We start from the raw sequence: 12,963 nt of genomic DNA, 5'->3' as shown, positions 1-12,963 counted from the left end.
ACACGGTTCCGCACCTCGTGAATGTAGAGGAGGCGAAGTAATGGCAGAGAACAAGACCGCCGCAGAGACTGCTGAGAAGCAGAACGCTCTGAAGGTCCACCACCTGCGTCCCGCCCCGGGTGCCAAGACCGCCAAGACCCGTGTGGGTCGTGGCGAAGGCTCCAAGGGTAAGACCGCTGGTCGCGGTACCAAGGGTACGAAGGCCCGCTACCAGGTAAAGGCTGGCTTTGCCGGCGGCCAGCTGCCGCTGCACATGCGCCTGCCGAAGCTGCGCGGCTTCAAGAACCCGTTCCGGGTTGAGTTCCAGGTTGTAAACCTGGAGAAGCTCAACGAGCTGTTCCCGGAAGGTGGCGCTGTCACCGTTGAATCCCTGGTTGAGAAGGGTGCCGTTCGCAAGAACCAGCCCGTGAAGGTGCTTGGCACCGGCGACATCACCGTCAAGGTTGATGTTACGGCCCACGCATTCTCCGCCAGCGCTTCGGAAAAGATTGCTGCAGCAGGCGGAAGCACCACTGCTCTCTAAGAGCCAGTGGGGCAGATGCCCGTTGTAAAAAGGATCCCGGTACCCGGGGCTTCGGCCCTGAGTACCGGGATTTTTTTCGTGGTTGTGGACTCTCGATTATTACGACGGCGTCACAAGCAGTTAGACTCGGTTGTTGGGTTTCATTGAGCCCTATCACATCCTTGTACTTTCTACTCAGGAGGACGCTTGCTAAGCGCATTCGGCCGGGCGTTTCGGACGCCTGATTTGCGACGCAAGTTGTTGTTCACGCTGGGAATCATCACAATCTTCCGCTTGGGAGCTTTTATCCCCTCGCCTGGTGTGAACTACCAGAATGTCCAGCAATGCTTGAACACCGGTGACACCTCGCAGGGCATCTACCAGCTGGTGAACTTGTTCAGCGGCGGCGCGTTGCTGCAGGTCTCAGTCTTTGCCTTGGGCATCATGCCCTACATCACGGCGAGCATCATCGTGCAGCTGCTCCGGGTGGTCATTCCCCGGTTCCAGCAGCTCTACGAAGAGGGTTCTTCGGGACAGTCAAAGTTGACCCAGTACACCCGGTACCTCACTATCGCCCTCGGACTGCTGAACGCCACCACGCTGGTGTCCCTGGCACGGTCCGGTCAGCTGCTCCCGGGCTGCAACCTGCCCATCATTCCTGATGAGAGCATCATGACCACGATCCTCATCATCATCACTTTGACGGCCGGTACCGGCCTGATCATGTGGATGGGCGAACTGGTGACGGAGAAGGGCGTGGGCAACGGTATGTCGCTGCTCATCTTCACCTCCATTGCTGCAAGCTTCCCGGGTTCCCTCGGTTCCATCTGGGAGAGCAAGGGCCCCGGCACCTTCTTCACCGTGCTGGCTGTAGGCCTCCTGACCGTGGCCTTGGTTGTTTTCGTGGAGCAGTCCCAGCGACGTGTTCCGGTCCAATATGCCAAGCGCATGATTGGCCGCCGCACCGTGGGCGGAACCAGTACCTACATTCCCATCAAGGTGAACATGGCCGGCGTCGTGCCTGTTATCTTCGCTTCCTCCATGCTGTACCTGCCTGGCCTGATTGCTCAGTTCAACCAGCCGGCTGCAGGGGAGCAGATGGCTCCATGGGTTGAATGGATCAACAACAACCTCACCCGTGGCGACCACCCCATCTACATGGCGCTCTACTTTGCCATGATCGTGTTCTTCACCTACTTCTACGTGGCCATCACCTTCAACCCTGAAGAAGTGTCGGACAACATGAAGAAGTACGGCGGGTTCATTCCGGGCATCCGGGCGGGTAAACCGACCGCGGACTACCTGCAGTACGTGCTTTCCAGGATCACCCTGCCGGGAGCCCTTTACCTGGGCTTCGTGGCGTTGATTCCGCTGGTTGCACTCGTCCTGATCAATGCCAACCAGAACTTCCCGTTCGGTGGCACGTCAATCCTGATCATGGTGGGTGTCGGCCTGGAAACCGTCAAGCAGATTGATGCGCAGCTACAACAACGTCACTACGAAGGGCTTTTGCGATGACGAGAATGCTGATCATTGGACCTCCCGGTTCGGGCAAGGGTACGCAGGCTGAGCGGATTTCCGAGCGCCTCGGCGTAGTCGCCATCTCCACCGGCGACATCTTCCGTGCCAACGTCAAGGGCGAAACACCCTTGGGCATCGAAGCCAAGAAGTACATGGACGCAGGCGACTTCGTTCCGGACAGCGTCACGAACGACATGGTTCGTGACCGCCTGAGCCAGAGCGATGTGGAGAACGGCTTCCTCTTGGACGGCTACCCGCGCACCACTGCCCAGGTTGATTACCTGGACCAGATCCTCGCCGAAGGCCAGCAGGAGCTCGACGTCGTGCTTCAGCTGACTGCTGACGACGAAGAACTGGTGACGCGTCTCCTTGGCCGTGCCAAGGAAACCGGCCGCTCTGACGACAATGAGACCGTGATCCGTCACCGTCTTGATCTGTACCACGAGCAGACCGAGGCCGTTGTGGCCAAGTATGCCGAGCGTGGCATCCTCACGCAGGTTGATGGCATTGGCGGTATCGATGAAGTTACCGACCGTGTCCTTACAGCGATTGAGTCGGCCAAAGCGGTCTAGTTTGTTTTCCACATAGCCGGATTTCCCGGCTCTGGAGCGAAGGGTGTGTCCCGTACCATTGGTGCGGGGCACACCCTTTTCGTTTCGCGGCTGACTAGTGGGGGACCGCATGCACACTGCTTTATCCGGGCACAGTCGGATTTCGGGGCTGGAAGTCTACTTGCCGCCCACCCGGTTGGACACGGCCGCCGTCGAGCGCCGTATTGGTGAATGCAGTCCGGGCTTCCGGGTCCCGAAGGGGCTGATCGGGCGGGTCACGGGGATCCGTTCCCGAAGCGTCATGGCTGATACTGAGCAAGCGTCGGACCTTGCTGCCAACGCGGCTGCCAAGGTGATGGCGGAGTGCGGTCTCCAGGCTCCGGAAGTGGATCTCTTGATTTTCGCTTCGGCCAGCCAGGACATGGTGGAGCCGGCCACCGGGCACATGGTTTCGGCAAAGCTGGGGCTTTCATGCCCGGTGATGGACGTCAAAAATGCCTGCAACAGTTTCCTCAACGGCGTTGAAGTGGCGGACTCCTTGATCGCTACCGGACGTTATGCCCGTGTGCTGGTGGCAACAGGTGAGTCGCCGTCACGGGCGGTGCGGTGGAGGGTTCCGGATTTTGAGACTTTTGCGTCCAGTTTTCCCGGCTACACCATGAGCGACGGCGGTGCGGCCGTTTTGCTGGAGGCCGCAGACCGGGAGCCCTCGGGCCCCGAAGGAGCCGCCGGGATCCTGTCCATGGCCTTCACTGCCCGGAGCAGCCACTGGTCTGTGGGTACGCTCTCAGCGGGAGGTTCGGCTTTTCCCCGTGATCCGGAGGCCAGCTACTTCAGTATGGACGGCGAAAAGCTGAAGGACGCGTTCCTGGATCTGGGCTCTGAGATTCTTGACGAGACCCTGGAACGGCTTGACTTGTCGTGGACGGACTTCGCCGTGGTCTGTGTCCACCAAGTCAGTGCTCCATACCGGGAGATCTTTGCTGAGCGCGCAGGTGTCCCGAGTGAATTGCTGGTCCCCTCCGTGGAAGATTTTGGAAACCTGGCATCGGTCAGCCTGCCGCTCCAGCTCAAACTCGCCATGGACAGTGGCCGGTGTGGACCCGGGGACCTTGTGGCACTGGTAGGCCTGGCCGGCGGGGTGAGCCTGGGCATGGCTGTGGTGCGGCTGTGACGGCCATGAACCTACAGTCCGGGTCCGTAAGCGCGCGGTTGGCGGGGACTGGCCCCACCAGGCCGCTGTGCATCGCTGTTCCTATGCTGAATGAGGAAAAGCTGGTACGCCAGACCCTGGTGTCCATGGCGGCCCAGGAGTTCACGGACTTCACAGTTGTGGTGGTGGATAACGGCTCCACTGATGACAGTCGAGGCATTGTGGCGGAGTTCGCAGCCGAACATCCCGGAATGGACATCCGGTTGCTGATCGAAGCGCAGAAGGGTACCGGTGCGGCCGCGGACACCGGAATGCGTTTCGGGGTGGAGCACGGCGCCGTCTGGTTGGCGCGCACCGATTCTGATTGCCTCGCAGCTCCGGACTGGACGGCCAGGATCATGGCGGCCTTCGATGACGGGCTGGAATTGATCGCCGGCCAGCTTAATCCAAGGCTGGATGAGGGGATCAGCGCCGGCGAACGGCGGATGATGTTGCTCGCGGTGGAAGTAGCCTCATTCTTTGGCCGTATCCGGCCCGGTAACAAAGGTGACGGATACTTGGGTCCCTACCAGATGCTCCCGGGCTGCAACATGGCCATCACCGCAGACATGTATGACCGCTCCGGTGGGTTCCCACGTTCCAGCATCGAGGACCTCCATGAGGACAGGGCCTTGTCCAACCGAGTGCGGAAGCTGACACGGAACTACGCCCTTCGGCGTGATGTTGTGGTGTTCGGTTCCTCCCGTCGCGTCAAGGCATGGGGTTTGAAGAACACTTTGGCCTGGTACGCAGACCACCGGTACCGTCCCGAGCACGTGGATATCCGGTGACGGTGGACGCAGCCACCGCTGAGCGGTGGGAGCGACGCATCCACCTGGGCGCCCACCCGCTGCTTTATCCCATGATCCGAGGCCTGGGGAGCATCCGGCCAGTGCTTAGGTTGCCGGGATTGGGGGTGTTGGTCAGCGAAGCCGGCCTGGTTCGCGAGGTCCTGATGGACCAACAGCGGTTTGTGAAGAACGGGCCCTCGGGATCCGGTGCTCTATGGACTCCTGTAGTGGGCCCCAAAGCCTTGGTGAACATGGATGGCGAGGAGCACAAACAGTTGCGTCAAAGGCTGGGCGATCTGTTCACCCCACGATCCGTCGCCGGGATAGTGGAACCAGCGGCTGCTGCCTTTCAAGCACGCATCAGCGGGAAACTGGACTCTGGACGATCAGTGGACGTAGTGGACTGTGTCAAGGACCTGGCCGGGGGAGTGATCTCCCGGCTGCTGGGAGTGCCTGAGAATGCACCGGGCAGGCTTCCCAACAAGGAACTCTTCAATCTGGGATCTTCCATTTCCTCCCTCGTCCGCCTGGGGCGCCCTACCCTGACGGTGCGCCAAATCGCCAAGGGTCGCTCCGCCGTCGGCATCCTTGCGGGACCGGCAAGGGTGGCTTATCGGGAGAGTGACCCGGGGACGTTTCCCGGCAGGCTCCGTGAACTAGGAATGACCGAGGACGAAGCGATGGGCATCATCAGTGCGTTCGTCATGGTGGGTACCGAAACCCTGGTCTCTTTCCTTCCGCGATTGGTGGCGCTTCTTAGCGACAGCGGACGGATTGGGGAACTGGCCAGCCATCGTTCTACTGTTCCAGCCGTCATAAACGAGGCCCTGCGATTCACGGTGCCATCGCCCATGATGCTCAGGGATGCGGTGGCTCCGGGATTCATTGGGGAAACCAAGGTGCACCCGGGCGACCGCGTGTTGCTTTCCACCGTCCATGCGACCAAGAGCCTGGGCAGCTTTGATCCTGACCACGCTATTCCTGCGCAGGCGCGCCAACTGTGGTTCGGCGCGGGAGCGCACTTCTGTATCGGCATGCCGTTGGCCATGGCTGAGATCAATAAGACCCTGGAAATACTGCTGGACCGGTATCTTCAACACCCCTGGACCATCGCGCGTCGCCGCGTCAGTACGGGTGTTCTCATCCCGGGGTACAAAACCTTGGAACTTGCCAATGCCTGAGGAGACCATGGAATCCGTAGGCACTGCCGATCTGATCGCCGCCGTGTATGCAGCAGCGGAACGGTACCCGAAGCATCCCGCCATCACAGCCCCTGGCAAGGTCCGCCGCATCAAGCGGCGCGGCGTGGACTCTGTGAAGCCCGGCCAGACCATTTCCTACCGTGAACTCGTGGACGGGATCGAGGCTACTGCGCGCAGCCTCCATCGAGACGGGTTCGGCTTGGGCGAACGGATGTTGTTCTCCGTGCGGCCCAGCCCTGCAGCGTTCATCCTCGCCCTTGGCGCTGTGCGGGCGGGCGGCTCAGTGGTGTTCATTGACCCGGGGATCGGGCCTTCCCTCTTTCAGGATCGCGCGGCTCTCGCATCACCGCGATGGGCCGCTTCTGAGTCGCTTCTGTATGCGCTGAGCACCAAAAGTCCGCTTCGTCCCATCGCGAGGAACAAGGGGCTCCTCCTCCCTGATTACGGCGCCATGGACGTCCACCACTATTACTCCGGACCGTGGCTGCCCGGTGTACCGAGGGGCGCGTCACCGGTCAGAACACTGGTAACCAAGTCCGGGAATGCCAACAATGCCAGCGATTGGGAGGGCGCTTCCTCGCAGGAAGCCGTGATCATCTTCACCTCGGGGACCACGGGTGCTCCCAAAGGAGTGGTCCACACCCGGGGATCCCTGGCCGCGGGCTTCGAGCAGCTCACTACGCGCTGCACCTTCAGGGAGGGCGACAGGGTCCACTCAGAGCAACTGATGATGGGCCTGCCCGCGCTCATTGCGGGTGCACACTGGACCATGCCCGCATACGGGTTTTCCGCCCACATCGATCCTCTTCGGCTTGCCGGCGAGCTCGGACCCGTGGCCGGCAAAAAGACAGCGTACGACGGCGCCACCCACCTTTTTCTGGTGCCGTCCCAGTTGGCACCCATCCTGGACTCGATCGAGGCCGGTACAGTCAGGCTGCCTTCTTCGCTGAGGACCGTCATGCTTGGTGCCGCACCAATACTGGCACCATTTTTGAAACGGGCCACCCGCCTGCTCCCGGGCATCGACTTCAAACTGATCTACGGCATGACAGAAGCCCTGCCCGTCTCGATTGCCGATGGACACGAGAAACTGGCCTTCGCTTCGGGAGCGGAGGCTGAAATAAAGGCCCCAGACGGAAGCGGTGAAGGTGACTTCCTGGGGGAGCCGCTGCCCGCCGTCGGGATCCGGGTGGGTGAAGACCACGAACTGTTTGTTCACGGCCCCAACGTGTGCAGGGGATATCTGGGCGAAGACCCGATGGCGGAGCACGCCACGGGTGATCTGGTTCGGCTGGACCATGGCAGCGGCGGGGCGCCGCGGTTGGTGATGATCGGACGGAAGAAGGACATGATCATCCGTGGCAAGACCAACATTTACCCGGCGCTCTACGAACCGGTCATAGCCGGGATCCACGGAGTACAGCAAGCAGTGATGGTAGGTGTCAGGGATGAGCTCGGAGACGAAGCCGTATGGCTGGCCATAGTGGTTTCGGTCGGCGAGAGTGCCGCATCAGTGAAGTCACGGATTGCCCGTGAACTCCCCAAGCTCATCGACGAATCTGCCCTTCCGGACCACATTGAAGTCCTGGAGTCCATCCCGGCCGGTGGCCGGCACAGGAAACCTGACCGGGCAGCGTTGCGTCAGGAGTTCGGGTCACGGTCCCAGGGAATGGCAGCGCGGTGAGGATCGCAGTCACCGGAGCCACGGGATTCATTGGGGGAGCCGTGGCCAGCGCAGCGGAGGCACTGGGCTGGGATGTAGTCCGCTTCGCGAGGCAGCGTAGCCCCGGCCTGAGCTACTGGGACCTGACGGGCCTGCCGCCGGCTCAGCTTCCCCGCGTTGACGCGGTGGTGCACGCTGCTGCACACGTCGCCGATTGGGGTGCCCCCTCCCTCTTCCACCGGGCCAACGTTCTTGGCACCCGGGCCGTTGCCGAAGCCTTCGCCGGAACCCGCCTGGTCCACATCTCCAGTTCGAGCGTCTACCCGTGGTGGGAAGCCTGCATCAACCGGGCTGAGGACGAGGTAGCCATGCGGCACCTGAATGCCTACGCCCACAGCAAGGCGCTCGCCGACGTCGAAGCCCGCCGTCACGGCAATGCCGTGGCACTTCGGCCGCATGGCGTCTATGGGCCAGGTGACCGGACGCTGTTGCCGCGCCTGATCAGCAACATCCAATGGGGCCACCTGTTGAGCGTCGGTCATGCCCGGGTCAAACACCAACTGACGCACGTGGACAATCTGACGCGAGCCGTGCTGGCCTCCTGTCGTTCGGATATCCGGGGCGCGGTCAATGTGGGCGATGCGGAGCCTGTTGAACTCGGCGGAGTGCTGCGGCAGGTTCTTGATGCCTCTGGCTTGGAGAGCATCAATATCAAGTACCTTCCGGAGCCTGCGGCTATGGCCTTGGCCGGCATATCGGAGGCTGTTTCCCGGGCGAACGGCCGGAATCCGCGACTCACACGCTACGCGGTCAGCCAGCTGGGGCGTGAGCGAACCTACGCTCTGGAACGCCTCCGGTACGAGCTGGGAATCGAGCCAATTTCGACCACAGTCTCCGATGCGGGAAAATGGTTCAAGCACGGAGCCTGATCGGCTCCATCAGCAACACTTCCAGAGGAGAACATGGCGTTCGGTCAGCCCCGCATTGAATACAAGACCAACGAGCAGATGCGCAAAATGCAGGAGGCCGGGCTTGTCCTGAGCCGTGCACTTGACGCTGCAGTTGCGGCGGCCAAGCCGGGCGTCACCACCAAGGACCTGGACGAGGTATTTGCCGCGGTCCTCAACGACGCAGGAGCCAAGTCCAACTTCCTCGGGTATCACGGCTTCCCCGCAACCATCTGCACCTCCGTCAACGAGGAAGTGGTTCACGGGATCCCCGGAACCAAGGTCCTCAACGACGGTGACATCATCTCCATCGACGGCGGCTGCATTGTGGACGGCTGGCATTCAGACTCTGCCAGGACGGTCATCGTCGGCACTGCCGATCCCGAAGACCAGCGGCTCTCCGACGTCACTGAAGCTGCCATGTGGCGCGGCATCGCCGCTCTTGCCAACGGAAAGTTCGTCGGAGACATCGGCAACGCGATCGATGACTACGTCTCTTCCGTCCACGGCAAGCCCCTGGGCATCCTCGAAGACTACGTTGGACACGGCATTGGTTCGGAAATGCACATGGCACCGGACGTGCTCAACTACCGGACCAGCCACCGCGGACCGAAGATCCGTCCCGGACTGTGCCTCGCCATTGAACCCATGCTGGTGCGCGGCGGCATCGAAACGGCTACCCTCGACGACGACTGGACCGTAGTCACCACGGACGGCAAGCGTTCCTGCCAGTGGGAGCACTCCGTGGCCGTCCACGAAAAGGGCATCTGGGTCCTGTCCGCACCGGATGGAGGCGCCGCGCAGTTGGCGCCGCTCGGCGTCGTGCCTGTACCGATCCCCTAGTACCCGGACAAGAACACCGGGAAATAAGTGCGCTTCTGAAGCAAAAGAGCCGGGCTGCAGCAGCAGCCCGGCTCTTTTCATGCCCGGAGGAGGAGTCAGCCCTTCAGCTTGGGCTGTACGTCCTTGGTGTAAATGCCCTCGAGTGAATTCTTCAGATCCGTCATGGTTGCCTGGACGTCGCCCTGCTGCGTCAGGATCTTGGCTGCAGCCTTGGCCATCTCCTGGTCCGCGCCCGGCAGGAACACGCGTGCGTTGTCCTGGACCTTGGTCACGGCGAGCTGGTCCATGGCCGTCTTGATCTGCGGTGTTGCGGCGAGGACAGCGGACATGTCCGCTGAGAGACGCGTAGGCATATAACCGGTGGCGGCGGAGAAGGCTGCCGTGTTTTCGGGCTCGGTCATGAACTTCAGGAACGTGGCTGCAGCGAGCTGTTCCTCCTTGGTGATTCCGCTGGGGATGCCCAGACCGGCACCACCGGTGGGGCACACTCCACTGGGTACCTCAGGCCCACCCGGAAGGAACCCGACGCCCACATTGAACTTTGCCGCCTTCAGCACACCCAGCAGGGAACCGGTGGAGGAAATGGTGGATGAGGTGATGCCGGCGGCGAAGTCGTCCGCGGCTTCCTTGGAGGACACACCGGCCCAGGCGTCCTTGTAGATGGAATCCTGGGCCCACTGCAGCGCGGCGACTGATTCCTTCGAATCGCACGTGATGTCCCAATCCTTGGACCAACTGCCACCCCAACCCCACAGGTTGTTCTGCAGGGTCCAGCCCGCGTACCCGGCAAGCGCGGGGTAGATGTAGGCGTACTGTGCGCCGGACGTGGCCTTGAGCTTCGGGGCCCACTCTGCGAATTCCTGCCAGGTGGCCGGTGCACGGTCAGGCAGGCCCGCAGCCTTGAAGTGGTCCTTGTTGTAGTAGAACAACGGGGTGGACCGGCCGTAGGGGAGGGCCCACTGCTTGTCGTCGTACTTGTAATCGTCCACCAGCGACTTCTGGAAGTCGTCAATCTTGATGTCCAGCTGTTTCACGAGGCCGTCGATGGGGATGATGCTGCCGTTGGAGAAGTACCGGAACCACCAGACATCGGAGAGGACCACCAGTGCCGGAAGTCCGGTCTTGGCTGCCTGCGACGTCTGAAACTTCTGTGCAATCTCCTCGTAGTTGGCACCGGCCGTGACCAGGTTTACTTTGATTTCCGGGAACTTGGCGTGGAACTTCTCAATGATCGCCTTTTCCACGTCCTGAGACTTGCCCGGGTGGTTAGTCCAGAAATCGATGGAGGCGGCCGGCTTCACGCCACTGAAATCGATCCCAGCGGTGTCGACGACGCCTGCCGGGCCCGCCGTCGAAGGCCCACCGCAGGCGGCAAGTGCTGCTGCTCCGGCGCCGAGTCCGGCCAGTCCCAGGAAATGTCGGCGGTCAAGGTTGGTACGCATGGTGCTTCCTCTCAATAACTTCACTAGGGGTATTTCGATGCGATGGTGCGGAGGGGGAAAATCAGCCGGTGACGCTGCCTTGGGTCAGTCCGGCCACGATGTAGCGCTGGAGTGCTGCGAACACCAGCAGGATGGGGACGATCACCAGTACGGCTCCGGCCATGAGGATTCCCCAGCCTGCCCCGTTACCTTCAGAGTTCTGCAGCAACGTCAGGCCCACAGGCAGCGTCATGGTTTCGGGGCGGTCGGTGATGATGAGCGGCCAGATGTAGTCATTCCATTCGCTGACCACGGTCACCAATGCCACAGTGGCAATGGACGGCACAGACACCGGGACAATGATCTGCCAGAGCCTCCGCCAGTGGCCGGCGCCGTCAATTTCCGCGGCTTCCAGGATCGACGGCGGCAGCGTCAGGAAGTGTTGGCGCAGCAGGAAGGTGCCAAAGGCCGTGCCGAGGCCGGGAAGGATGATGCCCCAGAGCGTGTTTTTGCCGCCCATCCCTGCAATCAGGATGTAGTTGGGCAGGATCGACACTTGGGCCGGGACCATGAGCGCCACCAGGATCAACACGAAGATCACGTGCTTGAACGGGAAGCGCACGAACACCAGGGCATAGGCGGTCAGGATGGCCAGAACGACCTTGATGGACGCCCCCACCACTGTGACGATCAGGCTGTTCGCGAAGAACTGCGCAAACGGGACGGTGGTCATCGCAGTGGCGTAGTTTTCCAGGTTCAAGGACTCCGGCAGGACCTTCAGATCCGTGGTGACGATCTCGCCCGGCTGCTTGAAAGAGCTCAACAGCATCCACAGCAGCGGCAGGAACACCACCAGTGTGGCAATGATCAACGGGACATAGCCGGTTGCCACGGTCTGGAGCAGGTTGGTGCTGGAGAAAGGACGCGGCCGATCCTGCCGGGGTGACTGCTGCTGGTTCTCCTGCTGCGCCTCCTGTTGGGAAAGCACGACGGCGGTTGGTGACGGTGCGCTCATGAGTAGTGGACCTTTCGCTCAACGAACCGCAGTTGGAGGACCGTAATGATCAGCAGGATGGCGAAGAGAATCACCGAGATTGCGGCCGAATATCCGGCCCGGTTATAGGCGCCGAACGCCTGCAGGTACGCCTCGTAGATCAACGTGCTGGTGCCATTGCCCAAGGGAGTCATGATGCGGATGAGGTCGAACGCCTGCAAGGAGCTGAGCATGGTGGTGATCAGCAGGAAGAAGGTGGTGGGAGAAAGCAGCGGCATGGAAATATCGAAGAACCGCCGCACGCTGTTCGCCCCATCAAGTGCTGCAGCTTCCATCACGTCACGTGGAAGGGACTGCAGCCCGGCGAGATACACGACGGCGCAGTAGCCCAGGTTCTTCCAGACGTACACAATGATGACCATCACCAAGGAGAGCTGGGGATCGTTGATCCATTGCGGGCTCTGTTGTCCCAGTCCTCGGAGAACCCACGCCAGGACGCCGTATCCGGGATCAAAGATGAACAGCCACACCAGGCCGACACCCACCCCGGAGAGCACGTAGGGCGCGAAGACAGCGGACCGGGCGAACGTGGTACCACGGACCTTGGAGTTCAGGGCAAGGGCTACCAGCAAGCCGAGCACCATGGAGCCGCCCACGGTCACCAGCGTAAAAATCGCCGTGGTCCCCAGGACCTTGGACGCATCCTCGCTGGTGAAAAAGGTGACGTAGTTTTGCAGCCCCACCACCGTGGTCGATGCCGAACCGAGCGTCCAGTCCAAAGTGGAGTAGTAGATGTTGTTGATCAGGGGCCAATACGTAAAGGTGCCGATAAGCACCAGGTTGGGCAAAGCCATGGCAAGGAAAACCAGGAAATCCTTGCGGCTTCGGCCTGACCAACGCCGCCTCACCGGACGGTGCCGGGCTGCTTCAACGGGCCGGGCGGGCTCAGGGTCCCGCCTTCCGGCAGGCGCAGTGCTGCTGTGAATCTGTCGGGTAGTCATGGGTCACTAACGTTTTCGGGCGAACGTGGGGCGCCGGCTCCCGGATCGGGGCGGCGAAGACAGGCCTAGCTCACCACATGCGAAGCGGCTGTTTGAGCCGAATTGGTGGTGCGTAGCCATAGTTGTCTTACACTTCCCAAGCCGTTTACTCGGGGTTACTCGCTTGTTCGTATTTGAGGCCCGGCTCCCACTTAAAGCCGCACCGTCCCAGGCTGGCGAGGCCAGCCGGGGCGGGCAGGGGGAGAATGGAGCCATGGATTCGATCACCGATGTTGCCGGCATACGGGTTGGGCATGTGCAGAGGGTGGGGGAGGGGTGGTTGTCCGGGGTTACTG

General features: G+C 61.5%; 12 protein-coding genes. 9 read left to right on the top strand and 3 right to left on the bottom strand.

The annotated features are described in order from the left end of the window. Positions 1-40: 40 nt before the first annotated feature. From rplO to map, 9 genes are all read left to right on the top strand, one after another. The gene (gene rplO / locus HP499_RS13125) at positions 41-523 is read left to right on the top strand and encodes a 50S ribosomal protein L15 (protein ID WP_035760461.1); all 483 of its coding nucleotides are present in this window, start codon (positions 41-43) and stop codon (positions 521-523) included. A 186-nt stretch (positions 524-709) separates the two neighbouring features. After that, on the top strand, positions 710-2,020 hold the full coding sequence (gene secY, locus HP499_RS13120; RefSeq protein WP_172324490.1) for a preprotein translocase subunit SecY: 1,311 nt from the start codon (positions 710-712) through the stop codon (positions 2,018-2,020). Positions 2,021-2,025: 5 nt separating this feature from the next. Continuing rightward, the gene (locus tag HP499_RS13115) at positions 2,026-2,595 is read left to right on the top strand and encodes an adenylate kinase (protein WP_172324492.1); all 570 of its coding nucleotides are present in this window, start codon (positions 2,026-2,028) and stop codon (positions 2,593-2,595) included. A gap of 109 nt (positions 2,596-2,704) precedes the next feature. Next, positions 2,705-3,748 (top strand): 3-oxoacyl-ACP synthase III family protein, encoded by a 1,044-nt coding sequence (locus tag HP499_RS13110; RefSeq protein WP_172324489.1) that lies wholly within the window; start codon positions 2,705-2,707, stop codon positions 3,746-3,748. A 5-nt stretch (positions 3,749-3,753) separates the two neighbouring features. Then, positions 3,754-4,557, top strand: a complete 804-nt coding sequence (locus HP499_RS13105) for a glycosyltransferase family 2 protein (RefSeq protein ID WP_172324491.1) — start codon at positions 3,754-3,756, stop codon at positions 4,555-4,557. Beyond that, the gene (locus tag HP499_RS13100) at positions 4,554-5,738 is read left to right on the top strand and encodes a cytochrome P450 (RefSeq protein WP_309138388.1); all 1,185 of its coding nucleotides are present in this window, start codon (positions 4,554-4,556) and stop codon (positions 5,736-5,738) included. The genes HP499_RS13105 and HP499_RS13100 overlap by 4 nt, the downstream gene beginning before the upstream one ends. After that, a complete protein-coding gene (locus HP499_RS13095; RefSeq protein ID WP_172324487.1) occupies positions 5,731-7,443 on the top strand; it encodes a class I adenylate-forming enzyme family protein in 1,713 nt (570 codons plus the stop codon). The genes HP499_RS13100 and HP499_RS13095 overlap by 8 nt, the downstream gene beginning before the upstream one ends. Beyond that, positions 7,440-8,351 carry an NAD(P)-dependent oxidoreductase gene (locus HP499_RS13090; RefSeq protein ID WP_172324486.1) on the top strand — a complete coding sequence of 304 codons (912 nt, stop codon included), beginning with the start codon at positions 7,440-7,442 and terminating at the stop codon, positions 8,349-8,351. Before HP499_RS13095 ends, HP499_RS13090 begins: the two co-directional genes overlap by 4 nt. 33 nt (positions 8,352-8,384) lie before the next feature. Further along, positions 8,385-9,212 (top strand): type I methionyl aminopeptidase, encoded by an 828-nt coding sequence (gene map / locus HP499_RS13085; RefSeq protein WP_172324485.1) that lies wholly within the window; start codon positions 8,385-8,387, stop codon positions 9,210-9,212. Between the two features lie 95 nt (positions 9,213-9,307). On the opposite strand, the gene HP499_RS13080 is transcribed toward map, so the two are convergent. The 3 genes from HP499_RS13080 to HP499_RS13070 form a co-directional block, all read right to left on the bottom strand. Further along, entirely contained in the window at positions 9,308-10,654 is a 1,347-nt protein-coding gene (locus HP499_RS13080; RefSeq protein ID WP_172324484.1) for an ABC transporter substrate-binding protein, read from the bottom strand. A 61-nt stretch (positions 10,655-10,715) separates the two neighbouring features. Then, positions 10,716-11,648 (bottom strand): carbohydrate ABC transporter permease, encoded by a 933-nt coding sequence (locus HP499_RS13075; RefSeq protein WP_172324483.1) that lies wholly within the window; start codon positions 11,646-11,648, stop codon positions 10,716-10,718. Next, on the bottom strand, positions 11,645-12,628 hold the full coding sequence (locus tag HP499_RS13070) for a carbohydrate ABC transporter permease (protein WP_172324482.1): 984 nt from the start codon (positions 12,626-12,628) through the stop codon (positions 11,645-11,647). Before HP499_RS13070 ends, HP499_RS13075 begins: the two co-directional genes overlap by 4 nt. Positions 12,629-12,963: the final 335 nt, after the last annotated feature.

This window comes from Paenarthrobacter sp. CM16, from assembly GCF_013179505.1.
Lineage (GTDB): Bacteria > Actinomycetota > Actinomycetes > Actinomycetales > Micrococcaceae > Arthrobacter.
The sequence above is the reverse complement of the archived record's forward strand: the minus strand, read 5'-3'. Positions and strand labels throughout refer to the sequence as shown.

What these genes read in the sequence shown, in the direction of transcription:
- rplO (WP_035760461.1), top strand. Translation starts at nt 41, where the DNA reads ATGGCAGAGAACAAGACCGCCGCAGAGACTGCTGAGAAGCAGAACGCT.
- HP499_RS13115 (WP_172324492.1), top strand. Translation starts at nt 2,026, where the DNA reads ATGCTGATCATTGGACCTCCCGGTTCGGGCAAGGGTACGCAGGCTGAG.
- HP499_RS13110 (WP_172324489.1), top strand. Translation starts at nt 2,705, where the DNA reads ATGCACACTGCTTTATCCGGGCACAGTCGGATTTCGGGGCTGGAAGTC.
- HP499_RS13105 (WP_172324491.1), top strand. Translation starts at nt 3,754, where the DNA reads ATGAACCTACAGTCCGGGTCCGTAAGCGCGCGGTTGGCGGGGACTGGC.
- HP499_RS13095 (WP_172324487.1), top strand. Translation starts at nt 5,731, where the DNA reads ATGCCTGAGGAGACCATGGAATCCGTAGGCACTGCCGATCTGATCGCC.
- map (WP_172324485.1), top strand. Translation starts at nt 8,385, where the DNA reads ATGGCGTTCGGTCAGCCCCGCATTGAATACAAGACCAACGAGCAGATG.
- HP499_RS13080 (WP_172324484.1), bottom strand. Translation starts at nt 10,654, where the DNA reads ATGCGTACCAACCTTGACCGCCGACATTTCCTGGGACTGGCCGGACTC.
- HP499_RS13075 (WP_172324483.1), bottom strand. Translation starts at nt 11,648, where the DNA reads ATGAGCGCACCGTCACCAACCGCCGTCGTGCTTTCCCAACAGGAGGCG.
- HP499_RS13070 (WP_172324482.1), bottom strand. Translation starts at nt 12,628, where the DNA reads ATGACTACCCGACAGATTCACAGCAGCACTGCGCCTGCCGGAAGGCGG.